General features: G+C 71.0%; 17 protein-coding genes. 1 reads left to right on the plus strand and 16 read right to left on the minus strand.

The window, feature by feature from the left end; genetic code table 11:
* Positions 1 to 343 precede the first annotated feature (343 nt).
* From metK to pyrR, 13 genes are all read right to left on the minus strand, one after another.
* Positions 344 to 1552 carry a methionine adenosyltransferase gene (gene metK, locus E2B92_RS18955; RefSeq protein WP_126884504.1) on the minus strand — a complete coding sequence of 403 codons (1209 nt, stop codon included), beginning with the start codon at positions 1550 to 1552 and terminating at the stop codon, positions 344 to 346.
* A gap of 243 nt (positions 1553 to 1795) precedes the next feature.
* Positions 1796 to 3034, minus strand: a complete 1239-nt coding sequence (coaBC, locus tag E2B92_RS18960) for a bifunctional phosphopantothenoylcysteine decarboxylase/phosphopantothenate--cysteine ligase CoaBC (protein WP_126884505.1) — start codon at positions 3032 to 3034, stop codon at positions 1796 to 1798.
* A 98-nt stretch (positions 3035 to 3132) separates the two neighbouring features.
* Positions 3133 to 3405, minus strand: a complete 273-nt coding sequence (gene rpoZ / locus E2B92_RS18965) for a DNA-directed RNA polymerase subunit omega (protein WP_005319902.1) — start codon at positions 3403 to 3405, stop codon at positions 3133 to 3135.
* A 29-nt stretch (positions 3406 to 3434) separates the two neighbouring features.
* The gene (gmk, locus tag E2B92_RS18970; protein ID WP_126884506.1) at positions 3435 to 4028 is read right to left on the minus strand and encodes a guanylate kinase; all 594 of its coding nucleotides are present in this window, start codon (positions 4026 to 4028) and stop codon (positions 3435 to 3437) included.
* 38 nt (positions 4029 to 4066) lie between these two features.
* Positions 4067 to 4390, minus strand: coding sequence for an integration host factor (locus tag E2B92_RS18975; protein ID WP_064068014.1), 324 nt, complete (start codon positions 4388 to 4390; stop codon positions 4067 to 4069).
* Between the two features lie 333 nt (positions 4391 to 4723).
* Positions 4724 to 5566 carry an orotidine-5'-phosphate decarboxylase gene (gene pyrF / locus E2B92_RS18980; protein ID WP_126884507.1) on the minus strand — a complete coding sequence of 281 codons (843 nt, stop codon included), beginning with the start codon at positions 5564 to 5566 and terminating at the stop codon, positions 4724 to 4726.
* Complete coding sequence (locus E2B92_RS18985; RefSeq protein ID WP_126884508.1) at positions 5563 to 6666, minus strand: quinone-dependent dihydroorotate dehydrogenase; 1104 nt, start codon at positions 6664 to 6666, stop codon at positions 5563 to 5565. Before E2B92_RS18985 ends, pyrF begins: the two co-directional genes overlap by 4 nt.
* Before the next feature lie 59 nt (positions 6667 to 6725).
* Positions 6726 to 10034 carry a carbamoyl-phosphate synthase large subunit gene (carB, locus tag E2B92_RS18990; protein WP_126884509.1) on the minus strand — a complete coding sequence of 1103 codons (3309 nt, stop codon included), beginning with the start codon at positions 10032 to 10034 and terminating at the stop codon, positions 6726 to 6728.
* On the minus strand, positions 10027 to 11169 hold the full coding sequence (carA, locus tag E2B92_RS18995; RefSeq protein ID WP_126884510.1) for a glutamine-hydrolyzing carbamoyl-phosphate synthase small subunit: 1143 nt from the start codon (positions 11167 to 11169) through the stop codon (positions 10027 to 10029). Before carA ends, carB begins: the two co-directional genes overlap by 8 nt.
* Complete coding sequence (locus E2B92_RS19000; protein WP_126884511.1) at positions 11166 to 11729, minus strand: PH-like domain-containing protein; 564 nt, start codon at positions 11727 to 11729, stop codon at positions 11166 to 11168. The genes carA and E2B92_RS19000 overlap by 4 nt, the downstream gene beginning before the upstream one ends.
* The gene (locus E2B92_RS19005; protein WP_126884512.1) at positions 11726 to 13012 is read right to left on the minus strand and encodes a dihydroorotase; all 1287 of its coding nucleotides are present in this window, start codon (positions 13010 to 13012) and stop codon (positions 11726 to 11728) included. The genes E2B92_RS19000 and E2B92_RS19005 overlap by 4 nt, the downstream gene beginning before the upstream one ends.
* Before the next feature lie 5 nt (positions 13013 to 13017).
* The gene (locus E2B92_RS19010; RefSeq protein ID WP_126884513.1) at positions 13018 to 14013 is read right to left on the minus strand and encodes an aspartate carbamoyltransferase catalytic subunit; all 996 of its coding nucleotides are present in this window, start codon (positions 14011 to 14013) and stop codon (positions 13018 to 13020) included.
* A gap of 132 nt (positions 14014 to 14145) precedes the next feature.
* Entirely contained in the window at positions 14146 to 14733 is a 588-nt protein-coding gene (pyrR, locus tag E2B92_RS19015; RefSeq protein WP_126884514.1) for a bifunctional pyr operon transcriptional regulator/uracil phosphoribosyltransferase PyrR, read from the minus strand.
* Between the two features lie 196 nt (positions 14734 to 14929).
* Between pyrR and bldD the strand changes: the two genes are divergently transcribed.
* The gene (bldD, locus tag E2B92_RS19020; protein WP_126884515.1) at positions 14930 to 15430 is read left to right on the plus strand and encodes a transcriptional regulator BldD; all 501 of its coding nucleotides are present in this window, start codon (positions 14930 to 14932) and stop codon (positions 15428 to 15430) included.
* 184 nt (positions 15431 to 15614) lie between these two features.
* On the opposite strand, the gene nusB is transcribed toward bldD, so the two are convergent.
* From nusB to E2B92_RS19035, 3 genes are read right to left on the minus strand one after another with little or no spacing between them, the layout of a single operon-like run.
* Positions 15615 to 16043, minus strand: a complete 429-nt coding sequence (nusB, locus tag E2B92_RS19025; protein WP_126884516.1) for a transcription antitermination factor NusB — start codon at positions 16041 to 16043, stop codon at positions 15615 to 15617.
* A 2-nt stretch (positions 16044 to 16045) separates the two neighbouring features.
* Positions 16046 to 16612, minus strand: coding sequence for an elongation factor P (gene efp / locus E2B92_RS19030; protein WP_064068025.1), 567 nt, complete (start codon positions 16610 to 16612; stop codon positions 16046 to 16048).
* A 58-nt stretch (positions 16613 to 16670) separates the two neighbouring features.
* Positions 16671 to 17777, minus strand: coding sequence for an aminopeptidase P family protein (locus E2B92_RS19035; protein WP_126884517.1), 1107 nt, complete (start codon positions 17775 to 17777; stop codon positions 16671 to 16673).
* Positions 17778 to 17936: the final 159 nt, after the last annotated feature.

The following is a 17936-nucleotide window of genomic DNA, read 5'->3' on the forward strand; positions in this document are numbered from 1 at the left end:
GACGAGTTCTCGATCGTCTTCTCCCCCGCCGGTGCGTACGTCCGGGGGTTCGACCACGAGTCGCCGATGAGCCCCTGCGTGCGCGACGCGGTGTGGCCCGGCGTGGTCGACGAGGTCCCGGAGGTGTTCCGGCGGTACGCCGGACGAGCCGGCCTTCTCGGACGGTGTCGGGTTTCCCCTCACCCTCGCCGGTCTGACCGGACCCGCCGGTCCCGCCGGTCCCGCCGGTCCCGCCGGACAGTCGGCGGTCACCGGCCCTCCCCGGACGGGCCGCTGAAACGCCGACGTCCGGCACCCCGGAGAGGGGATGCCGGACGTCGCCGGAGCCGGGGCGGGAGCGGGCCTACAGCCCCGCCGCCTTGCGCAGCGCGTCCACGCGGTCGGTGCGCTCCCAGGTGAAGTCGGGGAGCTCGCGGCCGAAGTGGCCGTACGCGGCGGTCTGGCTGTAGATCGGCCGCAGCAGGTCGAGGTCGCGGATGATGGCGGCCGGGCGGAGGTCGAAGACCTCGGCGATGGCGTTCTCGATCCGCTCCACCTCGACCTTGGCGGTGCCGAAGGTCTCGACGAACAGGCCGACCGGCTCGGCCTTGCCGATGGCGTACGCGACCTGGACCTCGCAGCGGGAGGCGAGGCCGGCCGCGACGACGTTCTTGGCGACCCAGCGCATGGCGTAGGCGGCCGAGCGGTCGACCTTGGACGGGTCCTTGCCGGAGAAGGCGCCGCCGCCGTGGCGGGCCATGCCGCCGTACGTGTCGATGATGATCTTGCGTCCGGTGAGGCCGGCGTCGCCCATCGGGCCGCCGATCTCGAAGCGGCCGGTCGGGTTGACCAGCAGCCGGTAGCCCTCGGTGTCCAGCTTGATGCCGTCGTCCAGGAGCTGCTTGAGCACGTGCTCGACGACGAACTCGCGGATGTCGGGCGCGAGCAGCGACTCCAGGTCGATGTCCGAGGCGTGCTGCGAGGAGACGACGACCGTGTCGAGGCGGACGGCCTTGTCGCCGTCGTACTCGATGGTGACCTGGGTCTTGCCGTCGGGGCGCAGGTAGGGGATGGTGCCGTTCTTGCGGACCTCGGTCAGGCGCTTGGACAGCCGGTGCGCGATGTGGATCGGCAGCGGCATCAGCTCGGGCGTCTCGTCGGAGGCGTAGCCGAACATCAGGCCCTGGTCGCCGGCGCCCTGCTTGTCGAGCTCGTCCTCGTCGCCCTCGACGCGCTTCTCGTACGCCGTGTCGACACCCTGCGCGATGTCCGGGGACTGCGCGCCGATGGAGACGGAGACGCCGCAGGAAGCGCCGTCGAAGCCCTTCTTCGAGGAGTCGTAACCGATCTCCAGGATCTTGTTGCGCACCAGCGTGGGGATGTCGGCGTAGGCCTTGGTCGTCACCTCGCCGGCCACGTGCACCAGGCCGGTGGTGATCAACGTCTCCACGGCGACGCGGGAGGTGGGGTCCTCCCGCAGCAGCGCATCGAGAATGGTGTCGCTGATCTGGTCAGCGATCTTGTCGGGGTGACCCTCGGTCACGGACTCCGAGGTGAAGAGACGACGGGACACAACGCTCCCTGGGTTTGCAGCGGCTGCTGGCTGATCATTTGCGGAACCGGCAGGGGGCTGCGCCCCGCGTCGTTCCGAGGACAGTTTATCGGGCGCTCTCGGCCGTTGGACCAGGTGTCTCGCACGGTGGGAGACGGATCGGCCACATCTGCCGTAACAGCGGTACGAAGATCGGCTCTCAGGACCGGCCGGAACGCCGGTTTTCTACTGGTTTCCTCCACCCAAAGGGGCGAAATGGGAGATTCATCCGGATGTATCCGAGTCGCCGGTGTCCGTGCCGCCGAGCCGGGGGACGACGAGGTCCCAGACGGTCTCCGCCAGGGCCTCCTTGGGCCCGTACGGTACGGGGGTCTCGGTGCCGTCCGCCGCCAGCACCACGGCCTCGTTCTCCTCCGAGCCGAAGGTCTTGCGCTCCCCCACCTCGTTCACCACGAGCAGGTCGCACCCCTTGCGGCGCAGCTTGTCCCGACCATTGGCCAAAACATCATCCGTCTCGGCGGCGAAGCCGACGACCACCTGGCCCGGACGGGCGCGCTCCGCCGAGATCTCGGCCAGGATGTCCGGGTTGCGGACCAGCGCGATCGGCGCCGGCTCCTGGCCGTCCTTCTTCTTGATCTTGCCTTCGGCGTACGAGGCCGGGCGGAAGTCCGCGACGGCGGCGGCCATCACCACGACGTCCGCGTCGGCCGCCGCCTTCAGCACCGCCTCGCGCAACTGCACGGCGGTCCCCACGTGGACGACGTCGACGCCCGCGGGGTCCGGCATGCCGGTGTTGGCCTCGATCAGCGTCACCCGGGCGCCCCGGGCGGCGGCGGTCCGGGCGAGCGCGTACCCCTGCTTGCCGGAGGAACGGTTGCCCAGGTACCGCACCGGGTCCAGCGGCTCGCGCGTACCGCCCGCGCTGACCACGACGTGCCGGCCCGCGAGGTCGGGGCCGGCCGCGGAGCCCCGCGCCAGCACCCGGCGGCAGATCTCGAAGATCTCGTCCGGGTCGGGCAGCCGGCCCTTGCCGGTGTCGGCGCCGGTGAGGCGGCCGACGGCCGGCTCGATCACCACGGCGCCGCGGCGCCGCAGGGTGGCGACGTTCTCCTGGGTGGCGGGGTGCTCCCACATCTCGGTGTGCATGGCGGGCGCGAAGACCACCGGGCACCGGGCGGTGAGCAGCGTGTTGGTCAGCAGGTCGTCGGCGATGCCGTGGGCGGCCTTGGCGAGCATGTCCGCGGTGGCGGGGGCGACGACGACGAGGTCGGCGCGCTGCCCGATGCGTACGTGCGGGACCTCGTGGACGTCCGACCAGACCTCGGTCGAGACCGGGTTGCCGGACAGGGCCGACCAGGTGGCGGCGCCCACGAAGTGCAGGGCGGCCCCGGTCGGCACGACCCGTACGTCATGGCCGGACTCGGTCAGCCGCCGCAGCAGCTCGCAGGCCTTGTAGGCGGCGATGCCACCACTGACTCCGAGGACGACCTTCGGCTTGTCCACTCCACGCCTCCCGGCTGCGGCTCGTGACGACGGTTCCATGACACACCACAGGCCCGGTGGAGTCTCCACCGGGCCTGTCATGACATGCAGTGGGGCACCTACTGGGCCGGGCCCTCAATGGCCTCGGAGGTCAGCAGACCCGCGTTGATCTCGCGCAGGGCGATCGAGAGCGGCTTCTCGTGGACGTGGGTGTCCACCAGCGGACCGACGTACTCCAGCAGGCCCTCACCGAGCTGCGAGTAGTACGCGTTGATCTGACGCGCACGCTTGGCCGCGTAGATCACGAGGCTGTACTTCGAGTCAGTGGCCTCGAGCAGCTCGTCGATCGGCGGGTTGATGATGCCCTCGGGCGCGGTGATGGAAGAGGACACGCTCTACCTTCCGAAAAAGTGGACAAAGATCAAACAACTGCCATCAAGGCTAGCAGCTCACGGGCTACGTCCTCGACAGAGGTGTTGACCAGGGTGGTGTCGAACTCGGCCTCCGCGGCGAGCTCGATCTTGGCTGCCTCGAGCCGCCGCTCGATGACCTCCGGCGGCTCCGTGCCCCGGCCGGTGAGCCGGCGGACCAGCTCGTCCCAGCTCGGCGGGGCCAGGAAGACGAGCTGGGCCTCCGGCATCGACTCGCGGACGAGCCGGGCGCCCTGGAGGTCGATCTCCAGCAGCACGGGCTCGCCCGCCTCGAGGCGCTCCAGCACGGCGCGGCGCGGGGTGCCGTACCGGTTGCCGGCGAACTCGGCCCACTCCAGCAGCTCGCCGTTGGCGATCAGCTTGTCGAACTCGTCGTCGGCGACGAAGTAGTACTGCACGCCGTCCCGCTCGCCGGGTCGCGGCTTGCGGGTCGTGGCGGACACCGACAGCCAGACCTCGGGGTGGACCTTGCGCATATGAGCGACGACCGTGCTCTTGCCGACCCCGGAGGGGCCGGAGAGCACGGTCAGTCGCGGACGTACGTCCGGGGGCTCGGGGGTGGTCCCCCGGGATGTTGCAGCCATGGGGCGATTATTCCAGGTTTACGGCAGTGCCCCGGACGTCAGGCCCCGGTGCTGCCGAACTCGCGCTCCAGGGAGGCGATCTGGTTGGAGCCGAGACCCCGCACACGACGGCTTTCGGAGATGCCGAGCCGCTCCATGATCTGCTTGGCGCGGACCTTGCCCACGCCCGGCAGGGACTCCAGGAGGGCGGAGACCTTCATCTTGCCGATGACCTCGTTCTCCTGGCCCTGCTTGATGACCTCCTGGAGCGAGGCGCCGGAGTGCTTGAGTCGATTCTTGACCTCGGCCCGCTCCCGGCGAGCCGCGGCGGCCTTTTCGAGCGCGGCTGCGCGCTGTTCAGGGGTAAGGGGCGGAAGAGCCACGCCTACGTCACCTCGGATGTCGAACTGTCGGATACGGACCGGTGAGGAACCTAGTCGGCCCACACCAGGGGAGCAACGAGCAACGCAGTGCACGTTGGCTCTGCGACGGAGACTAGCGGCCAAGGCCGTCAGAGTCAGCGAGAACGAAGGAAAAGTCCTGGTCAGCATCGACCTACCCAGACATTTGGGATATAACGACCCGGTTTTGCGCGCAGATTCCGACGACGGGGATCGCAGGTCGGCCGAACGTGATCCGTGTCACACCCTTCACGTGGGAACCCACGGTCACCTCGGGGTGACCGTGGGCTCCGACGGGGTGGACCGGGCGGGGGGTCAGGCGCCGGCCGCCGCCCGCACCTCGTCCGCGTACCGCCGCGCGGCATCGCGCAGCGCCGCCGCGTCCGGACCGTGACGCAGGACACCCCTGCTGACGTTCGGCACGACGTTGCGCACGGCCGGGCCGAAGACGCCCGGCAGGTCCGCCGGGGTCGCGCCCTGGGCCCCGATGCCCGGAGCCAGGAGCGGGCCGTTGATGTCCAGGTCGTACGAGGAGAGGTCGCCGAGCGTGGCGCCGACGACCGCGCCGAAGGAGCCCATGGGCGTCTGGCCCGCGTTCTCCCGGGCGAGGTGGGCGAGCATGGTCGCGCCGATGGTGCGGCCGTCCTCGCGGACCGCGCGCTGGACCTCGGCGCCCTCGGGGTTGGAGGTGAGGGCGAGGACGAACAGTCCGGCGCCGCTCTCCCGGGCCAGGTCGACGGCGGGCCGCAGCGAGCCGTACCCGAGGTAGGGCGAGACCGTGAGCGCGTCGGAGAAGAGCGGGGAGTCCTTGCGCAGGTAGGTCTCGGCGTAGGCGGCCATGGTGGAGCCGATGTCGCCGCGCTTGGCGTCCATGACGACCAGGGCGCCCGCGTCCCGCAGGTCCGCCACGGCGCGCTCCAGGACGGCGATGCCGCGCGAGCCGAACCGCTCGAAGAAGGCGCTCTGCGGCTTGAAGACGGCGACCGTGCCGGCGAGGGCGTCCACGACCGTGCGCGTGAACCGCTCCAGGCCCGCCACGTCGTCGTTCAGGCCCCAGGCGGACAGCAGGGAGCCGTGCGGGTCGATGCCGACGCACAGCGGGCCCCGGGCGTCCATGGCGTGCCGCAGACGGGCACCGAAGGGTTCGAGCGGGCTCATGCGGCGGCCTTTCGGGTGTCGGCGCCGACGGCTTCGGCGAGCGTGGCGTACGGGGAGGCGTTCAGCCGGGCGGCGAGGCCCTTGTGGATGGCGCGGGCGTAGAACGGGCCCTCGTAGATGAAGGCGCTGTAGCCCTGCACCAGGGTGGCGCCGGCGAGGATGCGCTGCCAGGCGTCCTCGGCGTTCTCGATGCCGCCGACGCCGACCAGCGTGATGCGGTCGCCCACGCGCGCGTAAAGGCGGCGCAGCACCTCCAGGGAGCGCTTCTTCAGCGGCGCCCCGGACAGCCCTCCGGTCTCGCTGGTGAGATAGGCCGGGGACTTCAGGCCCTCGCGGGCGATCGTGGTGTTGGTGGCGATGATGCCGTCCAGGCCCAGCTCGACGGCGAGGTCGGCGACGGCGTCGACGTCCTCGTCGGCCAGGTCGGGTGCGATCTTCACCAGCAGCGGGACGCGGCGGCCGGTCACCGTGCGGTCGGCGGCCTCGCGGACGGCCGTCAGGAGGGGCCGCAGGGACTCGGTGGCCTGGAGGTTGCGCAGGCCCGGGGTGTTCGGCGAGGAGACGTTGACGACCAGGTAGTCGGCGTGGCGGGCGAGCCGCTCGGTCGACTTCACGTAGTCGGCGGCGGCCTCGGCCTCGGGGACGACCTTGGTCTTGCCGATGTTGACGCCCACGACGGTCCTGAAGACCGGCACGCGCGCGTGGAGGCGTGCGGCGACCGCGGCCGAGCCGTCGTTGTTGAAGCCCATGCGGTTGATCAGGGCGCGGTCCGACACGAGGCGGAAGAGGCGCTTCTTGGGGTTGCCGGGCTGCGGCTCGCCCGTGACCGTGCCGATCTCGACGTGGTCGAAGCCGAGCATCGCCATGCCGTCGATGGCGACGGCGTTCTTGTCGAAGCCGGCCGCGAGGCCGAACGGGCCGTGCATGCGCAGGCCGAGCGCCTCGGTGCGCAGCTCCTTGTGGCGGGGCGCCAGGGCGGCGGCGAGGAAGGTGCGCAGGACGGGGACGCGCGCGGCGAGGCGGATCCAGCGGAAGGCCAGGTAGTGGGCCTGCTCGGGGTCCATGCGGGTGAAGAACAGCCGGAAGAAGAGCTTGTACATGGTGTGTGGTGTCCTCATGAGGAGGGGGACACCGTTTCCGGTGTCCCCCTCGTGGGCTGCTAGTCGCGGGCCGCGGTCAGGTGCTCCGCGTGTTCCTGGAGGGAACGGACGCCCACTCCGCCGTGGTTGAGCGCGTCGATGCCCTGGACGGCGGCGGCCAGCGCCTGGACCGTCGTCAGGCACGGGACGCCCCGCGCCACGGCCGCCGTGCGGATCTCGTAGCCGTCGAGGCGGCCGCCGGTGCCGTAGGGGGTGTTGACGATGAGGTCGACCTCGCCGTCGTGGATGAGGCGGACGATGGTCTTCTCGCCGTTCGGGCCCTCGCCCTCGGACTGCTTGCGCACGACGGTGGCGTTGATGCCGTTGCGCTTGAGGACCTCGGCGGTGCCGGAGGTGGCCAGCAGCTCGAAGCCGTGGGCGACCAGCTCGCGCGCCGGGAAGATCATCGAGCGCTTGTCGCGGTTGGCGACCGAGATGAAGGCGCGGCCCTTGGTGGGCAGCGGACCGTAGGCGCCGGCCTGCGACTTGGCGTAGGCGGTGCCGAAGACCGCGTCGATGCCCATGACCTCACCGGTGGAGCGCATCTCCGGGCCGAGGACGGTGTCCACGCCGCGGCCGTGCACGTCGCGGAAGCGCGACCACGGCATGACGGCCTCCTTGACGGAGATCGGCGCGTCCAGCGGCAGGGTGCCGCCGTCACCGGTCCTGGGCAGCAGGCCCTCCTCCCGGAGCTCGGCGACGGTGGCGCCGAGCGAGATGCGGGCGGCGGCCTTCGCCAGCGGCACGGCGGTCGCCTTGGAGGTGAAGGGGACCGTGCGGCTGGCGCGCGGGTTGGCCTCCAGGACGTACAGGATGTCGCCGGCCATCGCGAACTGGATGTTGATCAGGCCGCGTACGCCGACGCCCTTGGCGATCGCCTCGGTGGAGGCGCGCAGCCGCTTGATGTCGTGGCCGCCGAGGGTGATGGGGGGCAGGGCGCACGCCGAGTCGCCGGAGTGGATGCCGGCCTCCTCGATGTGCTCCATGACGCCGCCGAGGTAGAGCTCGGTGCCGTCGTAGAGGGCGTCGACGTCGATCTCGATGGCGTCGTCGAGGAACCGGTCGACCAGGACCGGGCGGTCCGGGGAGATCTCGGTGGACTCGGCGATGTACGCCTCCAGGCGCGCCTCGTCGTACACGATCTCCATGCCGCGGCCGCCGAGCACGTACGACGGGCGCACGAGCACGGGGTAGCCGATCTCGTCGGCGATGGCCTTGGCGCCGGCGAAGGTGGTCGCGGTGCCGTGCTTGGGGGCGGGCAGCCCGGCCTCGGCGAGGACCTGACCGAAGGCGCCGCGGTCCTCGGCGGCGTGGATGGCCTCCGGTGAGGTGCCGACGACCGGCACGCCGTTGTCCTTCAGCGCCTGGGCGAGGCCGAGGGGGGTCTGGCCGCCGAGCTGGACGACGACGCCCGCGACGGGACCGGCCAGCGTCTCGGCGTGGACGATCTCCAGCACGTCCTCGAGCGTGAGCGGCTCGAAGTAGAGGCGGTCGGAGGTGTCGTAGTCCGTGGAGACCGTCTCGGGGTTGCAGTTGACCATCACGGTCTCGTAGCCGGCCTCGCTGAGCGCGAAGGAGGCGTGGACGCACGAGTAGTCGAACTCGATGCCCTGGCCGATGCGGTTCGGGCCGGAACCGAGGATGATCACGGCGGGCTTCTCGCGCGGCGCGACCTCGCTCTCCTCGTCGTACGAGGAGTAGAAGTACGGCGTCTTCGCGGCGAACTCGGCGGCGCAGGTGTCGACCGTCTTGTAGACCGGGCGGACGCCGAGGGACTGGCGGACCTCGCGTACGACGTCCTCGCGCAGCCCGCGGATCCGGGCGATCTGGGCGTCGGAGAAGCCGTGGCGCTTGGCCTCGGCGAGCAGGTCGGCGTCGAGGCTGTCGGCGGCGGCCAGCTCGTCGGCGATCTCCTTGATCAGGAAGAGCTGGTCGACGAACCAGGGGTCGATCTTCGTCGAGTCGAAGACCTCCTGGGGGGTCGCGCCGGCGCGGATGGCCTGCATGACCGTGTTGATGCGGCCGTCGGTGGGGCGGACCGCCTCGCGCAGCAGCTCGTCCTTGTCGCCGGGCTCGCCGGTGAAGTCGAACTGGCTGCCCTTCTTCTCCAGCGAGCGCAGCGCCTTCTGGAGCGCCTCGGTGAAGTTCCGGCCGATGGCCATGGCCTCGCCGACCGACTTCATGGTCGTGGTCAGCGTGGAGTCGGCCGACGGGAACTTCTCGAAGGCGAAGCGCGGTGCCTTGACGACGACGTAGTCGAGGGTCGGCTCGAAGGAGGCCGGGGTCTTCTCGGTGATGTCGTTGGGGATCTCGTCGAGCGTGTAGCCCACGGCGAGCCGGGCCGCGATCTTCGCGATCGGGAAGCCGGTGGCCTTGGACGCCAGTGCGGACGAGCGGGAGACGCGGGGGTTCATCTCGATGACGATGACCCGGCCGTCCTCCGGGTTGACCGCGAACTGGATGTTGCAGCCGCCGGTGTCGACGCCGACCTCGCGGATGATCGCGATGCCGACGTCACGGAGGATCTGGTACTCGCGGTCGGTGAGGGTCATCGCCGGGGCGACGGTGATCGAGTCACCGGTGTGCACGCCCATCGGGTCGAAGTTCTCGATGGAGCAGACGACCACGACGTTGTCGTGCTTGTCGCGCATCAGCTCCAGCTCGTACTCCTTCCAGCCGAGGATGGACTCCTCCAGGAGCACCTCGGTGGTGGGAGACAGCGTCAGGCCCTGCCCGGCGATGCGGCGCAGCTCCTCCTCGTCGTGGGCGAAGCCGGAACCGGCGCCGCCCATGGTGAAGGAGGGGCGGACGACGACGGGGTAGCCGCCGAGCGTCTCGACGCCCTTGAGGACGTCGTCCATGGAGTGGCAGATGACCGAGCGGGCGGACTCGCCGTGGCCGATCTTGGCGCGGACGGCCTCGACGACGCCCTTGAACAGGTCGCGGTCCTCGCCCTTGTGGATGGCCTCGACGTTGGCGCCGATGAGCTCCACGCCGTACTTCTCCAGCACACCCTGCTCGTGCATGGAGATCGCGGTGTTGAGCGCGGTCTGGCCGCCCAGGGTGGGCAGGAGCGCGTCGGGGCGCTCCTTGGCGATGATCTTCTCGACGAACTCGGGGGTGATCGGCTCGACGTAGGTGGCGTCGGCGATCTCCGGGTCGGTCATGATCGTCGCGGGGTTGGAGTTCACCAGGATGACCCGCAGGCCCTCGGCCTTGAGGACGCGGCACGCCTGGGTGCCGGAGTAGTCGAACTCGGCGGCCTGGCCGATGACGATCGGGCCGGAGCCGATGACCAGGACGGACTGGATATCGGTGCGCTTAGGCACGCTCGGCCTCCATCAGGGATACGAAGCGGTCGAAGAGGTACGCGGCGTCGTGCGGGCCGGCGGCCGCTTCGGGGTGGTACTGGACGCTGAAGGCCGGCTGGTCGAGAAGCTGGAGGCCCTCCACCACGTTGTCGTTGAGGCAGACGTGGGAGACCTCGGCGCGGCCGAAGGGGGTGTCGGACACCTTGTCGAGGGGGGCGTCGACGGCGAAGCCGTGGTTGTGCGCGGTGACCTCGACCTTGCCGGTCGTGCGGTCCTGCACGGGCTGGTTGATGCCCCGGTGGCCGTACTTCAGCTTGTAGGTGCCGAAGCCGAGCGCGCGGCCGAGGATCTGGTTGCCGAAGCAGATGCCGAACAGGGGCGTCTTGCGCTCCAGGACGGCCCGCATGACGGAGACGGGGCCGTCGGCGGTGGCGGGGTCGCCGGGGCCGTTGGAGAAGAACACGCCGTCGGGGTTCACCGCGTACACGTCCTCCGCGGTGGCGGTGGCGGGCAGCACGTGGACCTCGATGCCGCGCTCGGCCATCCGGTGCGGGGTCATGCCCTTGATGCCGAGGTCGACGGCGGCGACGGTGAACTTCTTCTCGCCGATCGCCGGCACGACGTACGGCTCGGTGGTGGCGACCTCGGCGGCGAGGTCGGCGCCCTTCATCTGCGGGGCGGCCTGGACCCTGGCGAGCAGGGTCGTTTCGTCGGCGATCGCGTCGCCGGAGAAGATGCCCACGCGCATGGCGCCGCGCTCGCGGAGGTGGCGGGTGAGGGCGCGGGTGTCGATGCCGCTGATGCCGACGACGCCCTGGGCGGCCAGCTCCTCGTCGAGGGTGCGGCGGGAGCGCCAGTTGGAGGGGACGCGGGCGGGGTCGCGGACGACGTACCCGGAGACCCAGATCTTCCCGGACTCGGGGTCCTCGTCGTTGACGCCGGTGTTGCCGACGTGCGGCGCGGTCATCACGACGACCTGGCGGTGGTACGACGGGTCGGTCAGGGTTTCCTGGTAGCCGGTCATGCCCGTGGAGAACACGGCCTCGCCGAAGGTCTCCCCCACGGCCCCGTAGGCGCGGCCACGGAAGGTGCGGCCGTCCTCCAGGACGAGTACGGCGGGAGTCTTGGCGGCTCCCCTTGTGGAGGTCGTCATCGTGCGGCGCCTTCCGTCGTAGTGGTGATCATGGTGTTCAGGGTGTCGGCCCAGGTGGTGTGCTCCGCCGCGCGGTCGGAGCGGAAGCCGGAGTCGATCAGCGTCTCGCCGTGGGCCCAGGTGACGATCAGCAGGCCGCCCTCGGCGAGGACCTTGCCCGCGATGCCCTTGTCCAGCCGGGCGCCGCGCAGGTTCCCGGCCGGGACGAAGAAGTCGCGCGCCCCGGGGCGTACGACCGCCAGGCCCTCGTCCGTGAGCGTCAGCTCGACGCGGCTGCGGGTACCCAGCCCGTGGGCGACGATCCGGTCGAGCCACTGACCGGCGGTGGTGGAGCCGTGGTAGCGGCCGGTCATCGTCAGTCTCGCCGCACCGGGGGCGTCCGGCATTCCCGGCAGCTCGGGCAGGTCCGACTGGAGGCTGCCGCGCCACTTCCAGCCCTGGCGCATCAGCCAGTAGACGAGGGCGATGAAGAGCAGCAGCCCGGCGACCCAGCCGAGCCGGGCGGCCCAGTCGGTCACCTCCGCCGACTTCTGCTCCGCCGCGATGTCGATGAGTGTCACGCCAGCTTCCCGTCCATGAGCGTCGCCCGGCCCCGCAGGAAGGTGTGGGTGACGCGACCCGGCAGCTCGCGGCCCTCGTAGGGGGTGTTGCGGCTGCGGGAGGCGAAGCCCGCGGGGTCCACGGGACCACGGTATGCCGGATCGACCAGGGTGAGGTTGGCGGGCTCACCTGCCGAGACGGGCCGGCCGTGGCCGGTGGCGCGGCCGATCGCGGCGGGCCTGAACGACATGCGGTCGGCGACCCCGGCCCAGTCCAGCAGGCCGGTCTCGACCATCGTGTGCTGGACCACGGACAGCGCGGTCTCCAGGCCGACCATGCCCATGGCGGCCGCCGCCCACTCGCAGTCCTTGTCCTCGTGCGGGTGCGGGGCGTGGTCGGTGGCGACGATGTCGATCGTGCCGTCCGCCAGCGCCTCGCGCAGCGCCCTCACGTCGCGCTCGGTGCGCAGCGGCGGGTTGACCTTGTAGACCGGGTTGTAGGAGCGGACCAGCTCGTCGGTCAGGAGCAGGTGGTGCGGGGTGACCTCGGCGGTGACGTCGATGCCGCGCGACTTGGCCCACCGGACGATCTCGACGGACCCGGCGGTCGACAGGTGGCAGATGTGGACGCGGGAGCCGACGTGCTCGGCGAGCAGCACGTCACGCGCGATGATCGACTCCTCGGCGACGGCCGGCCAGCCTCCCAGTCCCAGCTCGGCGGAGACGACGCCCTCGTTCATCTGGGCGCCCTCGGTGAGGCGGGGCTCCTGGGCGTGCTGGGCGACGACGCCGTTGAAGGCCTTCACGTACTCCAGCGCACGGCGCATGATCACGGCGTCGTCGACGCACTTGCCGTCGTCGGAGAAGACGGTGACGCCGGCGGCGGACTCGTGCATGGCGCCCAGCTCGGCGAGCTTCTTGCCCTCCAGGCCGACGGTGACGGCGCCGATGGGCTGCACGTCGCAGTAGCCGTGCTCCTGGCCGAGCCGGTAGACCTGCTCGACGACGCCGGCGGTGTCGGCGACCGGGAAGGTGTTGGCCATGGCGAACACGGAGGTGTAACCGCCGGAGGCGGCGGCCCGGGTGCCGGTGAGGACGGTCTCGGAGTCCTCGCGGCCCGGCTCGCGCAGGTGGGTGTGGAGGTCCACCAGGCCCGGCAGCAGGATCTTCCCCGCGGCCTCGACCACGGTGGCGTCACCGGCCTCCAGGCCGGGGCCGACGGCCGCGACGGTCTCGCCGTCGATCAGGACGTCCTGGGCCTCGCCGCCCAGCACCTTCGCACCACGGATCAGGGTCTTGCTCATCGGTCTTACTTCTCCTCGGTACGGGTCTGGGCGACGGCGGAGGCGTCTTTGGAATCGGGCGTGGCGCCGCCGAGCAGCAGGTACAGGACGGCCATGCGGATGGAGACGCCGTTGGCGACCTGCTCGACGACCGTGCAGCGGCCGGAGTCGGCGACCTCGGCGGTGATCTCCATGCCGCGGACCATGGGGCCGGGGTGCATCACGATGGCGTGCTCGGGCATCCGCGCCATGCGGTCGCCGTCGAGGCCGTAGCGGCGCGAGTACTCGCGCTCGGTCGGGAAGAACGCGGCGTTCATCCGCTCGCGCTGGACGCGCAGCATCATCACGGCGTCGGACTTCGGCAGGGTGCTGTCGAGGTCGTAGGACACCTCGCAGGGCCAGGTCTCGACGCCCACGGGGACCAGCGTGGGCGGGGCGACGAGGGTGACCTCGGCGCCGAGGGTGTGCAGCAGGTCGACGTTGGAGCGGGCGACCCGGCTGTGCAGCACGTCCCCGACGATGGTGATCCGCTTGCCGGCCAGGTCCTGGCCGAGGCCCGCGTCCCGGCCGACCAGGCGGCGGCGCATGGTGAAGGCGTCCAGCAGCGCCTGCGTGGGGTGCTGGTGGGTGCCGTCACCGGCGTTGATGACGGCGGCGTCGATCCAGCCGGAGGTGGCCAGGCGGTACGGGGCGCCGGAGGCGCCGTGCCGGATGACGACGGCGTCCACGCCCATCGCCTCCAGGGTCTGCGCGGTGTCCTTCAGGGACTCGCCCTTGGAGACGGAGGAGCCCTTGGCGCTGAAGTTGATGACGTCGGCGGACAGGCGCTTCTCGGCGGCCTCGAAGGAGATGCGGGTACGGGTCGAGTCCTCGAAGAAGAGGTTGACGACGGTGCGGCCGCGCAGGGTGGGCAGCTTCTTGATCGGCCGGTCGGCGACCCGGGCCATCTCCTCGGCGGTGTCGAGGATGAGGACGGCGTCGTCGCGGGTGAGGTCGGCGGCCGAGATGAGGTGGCGCATCATCTGGGGGAGTTTCTCCGTTTTTGTGGAGGTTGCGGGCCGAGGGGTGACCTGGTGGGGCCGTGCCTGGACAGGTCCGTTGGGCATGCGGGCGCGCGGCGCGGCACGCCGTACGCGAAAGGTCGTACGGGGGTGCTACTGCTCGCCGGCCGCGGCCGTGGAGGCGGTCTCCCGCAGCCCGAGCAGCACGGTGTCGCGACCGTCCTCCTCGGCGAGCTGGACCTTGACCGTCTCCCGCAGCGACGTGGGGAGGTTCTTGCCGACGTAGTCGGCGCGGATCGGGAGTTCGCGATGGCCCCGGTCGACGAGGACCGCGAGCTGGACGGCGCGCGGGCGGCCGATGTCGCCGAGCGCGTCGAGGGCGGCGCGGATGGTGCGGCCGGAGAAGAGCACGTCGTCCACGAGGACGACCAGGCGGCCGTCGATGCCGTCACCGGGGATCTCGGTGCGGGCGAGCGCGCGGGCGGGCCGCATCCGCAGATCGTCGCGGTACATGGTGATGTCGAGGGAGCCGACCGGCAGCGGGCGGCCGGTGATCTGCTCGAGCTTGTCGGCGAGACGGCGGGCGAGGAAGACGCCACGCGTGGGAATGCCGAGGAGCACCACGTCGTCGGCGCCCTTGGCGCGCTCGACGATCTCGTGGGCGATGCGGGTCAGGACCCGCGCGATGTCGGGGCCCTCGAGGACGGGGCGCGCGGCATCGGACTGCTGAATGGCGTCCATACGAAACGGACCTCCTTCTCCGCCTCACGGGACGGACCTTAAAGGACGTCGGAATTGCGCCATCCACGGTACCAGGGCCCGGTGCGTGCTCCTGCCACGGGTCGCCAAAGAGGGCCGGTACGGACCATTCGGCTTGACGCAGCCAAGTAACGCTGCGTAACCTCACAGTGAGTTACCACTCTTTCCCGGGAGCTATATGTCCAGCGAATACGCAAAACAGCTCGGGGCCAAGCTCCGTGCCATCCGCACCCAGCAGGGCCTCTCTCTCCACGGGGTGGAGGAGAAGTCCCAGGGGCGCTGGAAGGCCGTGGTGGTCGGCTCGTACGAGCGCGGTGACCGTGCCGTGACCGTGCAGCGCCTGGCCGAGCTGGCCGACTTCTACGGCGTCCCGGTGCAGGAGCTGCTGCCGGGCACCACGCCGGGCGGGGCCGCCGAGCCGCCGCCGAAGCTCGTCCTGGACCTGGAGCGCCTGGCACACGTCCCCGCGGAGAAGGCGGGCCCGCTGCAGCGGTACGCCGCGACGATCCAGTCGCAGCGTGGTGACTACAACGGCAAGGTGCTGTCGATCCGGCAGGACGCCCTGCGCACCCTGGCGGTCATCTACGACCAGTCGCCCTCGGTGCTGACCGAGCAGCTCATTAGCTGGGGCGTGCTGGACGCGGACGCGCGCCGTGCGGTCGCCCACGAAGAGGCCTGATTCACGGGCCTTCCTACAGCAGAAACGTTGCCGCCGGGTGCGGGGGTCACCTTCGGGTGTCCCACCGCCCCGGCGGCTCTTTCGTGCCCGTGGGGAACCTGGCGGTCCCACGCCGAAGGGCCCGCCGCGCGAGGTGCGCTGCGGGCCCTTCGTACAGGCTCGGTTCCGGCTCGGGGCGAGCCGGTCAGTCCCGGCGGAGCTTCGGCTTGAGGTCCTTGAAGCGGGCCAGCAGGCCGTTGACGAACGACGGGGACTCGTCGGTGGAGAACTCCTTGGCGAGCTGCACCGCCTCGTCGATCACCACCGCGTCCGGAGTGCCGTCCACCCACACCAGCTCGTACGCACCGAGACGCAGGATGTTCCGGTCGACGACCGGCATCCGGTCGAGCGCCCAGCCCTCCGCGTAGGTGGCGATGAGATCGTCGATCCGGTCGGCGTACTGTGCGTACCCCTCGACGAGCTCCATCGTGTACTCGCTGACCGGCGGCTGCCGGTCGTCGGACCGGGCGTGCCGGACCCAGTCCGCGAGGACCTCCTGCGCGGAGGCACCGCGCTGATCGGCCTCGAAGAGGATCTGGAAGGCGCGCTTACGGGCCTTGTTCCGGGCAGCCACGGTTAGCTGTTCACCCGGCCGAGGTAGCCGCTGTCACGAGTGTCGACCTTGATCTTCTCACCGGTGGTGATGAAGAGCGGGACCTGGATCTGGTGGCCGGTCTCCAGGATGGCCGGCTTGGTGCCACCGGTGGAGCGGTCGCCCTGGACGCCCGGCTCGGTCTCCTGGATCGTCAGCTCGACGGCGGCGGGGAGCTCGACGTAGAGCACCTCGCCCTCGTGCGTGGCGACGGTGGCGGTGAAGCCCTCGATCAGGAAGTTCGCGGCGTCGCCGACGGCGGCGCGGGAGACGTGGAGCTGGTCGTACGTCTGCATGTCCATGAAGACGAAGTACTCGCCGTCCATGTACGAGAACTGCATGTCGCGGCGGTCGACGGTGGCCGTCTCGACCTTCACACCGGCGTTGAACGTCTTGTCGACGATCTTGCCGGAGAGCACGTTCTTGAGCTTGGTGCGCACGAAGGCCGGGCCCTTGCCGGGCTTGACGTGCTGGAACTCGACCACGGACCAGAGCTGGTCGTTGTCGAGCTTGAGCACCATGCCGTTCTTGAGGTCGTTCGTGGAAGCCACGGTTGCGGAATCTCCTGGACTGACGCTGGTGGACGACCGAGGCGTGGTGCGTCACGCGCTACAGCGCGAGCAGCTCCTTGGTCGTGATGGTGAGTAGCTCGGGTCCGCCGTCCGCCACCTGGCGTACGACGAGCGTGTCATCGATCCGGACACCGCCCCGGCCCGGGAGGTGGACCCCCGGTTCGACGGTGACCGGCACACAAGCGTCCAGTTTACCCATGGCGCCGGGTGCCAACTGCGGGTCCTCCTCGATTTCGAGCCCGACACCGTGTCCGAGGAAGGGCGCGACGCACTCGCCGTACCCCGCCGCGTCCAGGATCTGGCGGGCGGCGCGGTCCACGTCGCGGTACGCGGTCCCGGGGGCCAGGGCCTCGCGGGCGGCCCGCTGAGCGGCGAAGACGAGGTCGTACAGCTCGATCTGCCAGTCGGCGGGCGAGGTGCCGATGACGAACGTACGGCCGATCTCGCAGCGGTAGCCGCGGTAGTTGGCGCCCAGGCAGACGGAGAGGAAATCACCCTCCTCGACGCGGCGGTCGGACGGCCGGTGACCGCCCCGGCCGGCGTTGGGGCCGGTCGCGACGGAGGTGGGGAACGCCGGGCCGTCGGCGCCGTGGTCCACCAGGCGGCGTTCCAGCTCCAGGGCGAGGTGGCGCTCGGTGCGGCCTACCAGGATCGATTCGAGGAGCTCGCCGAGCGCCTGGTCGGTGATCTCGGCCGCGATCCGGAGGCAGGTGATCTCGTCCTCGTCCTTGACGATCCGCTCCTGCTCGATGGCGGTGCCCAGGTCCGCCAGGCGCACCTTCGGGGCGACCGAGCCCATGGCGCGGTGGCGGGCGACGGTCAGGTGGTGTTCCTCCACCGCGAGGGTGTCCGCCCCCTCGCGGCCGGCGATGCCCACGGCCGCGACCGCCGGGTCGCCGCCGGAGGAGGGCAGCACCATCTGGCGCAGCCGCTCGTCGAGGCGGCCCTCGACCGGGTCGCCCGTGGGCGGGCGGGGGCAGAGCAGGACGTCGTCGCCGGCGCCCAGGAGCAGGACGGCGCCGGGGGGCGCGCCGCCCGCGAGATACCGGACGTTGGCGGGGCGGGAGACCAGGGCCGCCGCAGAGCCGGACGCCGCGCACCGGTCGCGCAGCCGCCCTCGGCGGTCCGCAAACACCTCTGACATGCCCCGAGCCTACGAGTGCCCGCCCGGGTCGGCAGGTCGGGCGGGCCGACCGGGGCGCCGGCGGCCGGAGGGCAGGCCCCTCGCGGGCGGCGCCGGTGGCGGGGCGGCCGGGGTGGTCAACGGCAAAAACCGGGGTATCCGGCGGAGCGGACACAGTCG

The organism is Streptomyces sp. WAC05374, from assembly GCF_004353505.1.
In the GTDB taxonomy this organism is placed as follows: domain Bacteria; phylum Actinomycetota; class Actinomycetes; order Streptomycetales; family Streptomycetaceae; genus Streptomyces.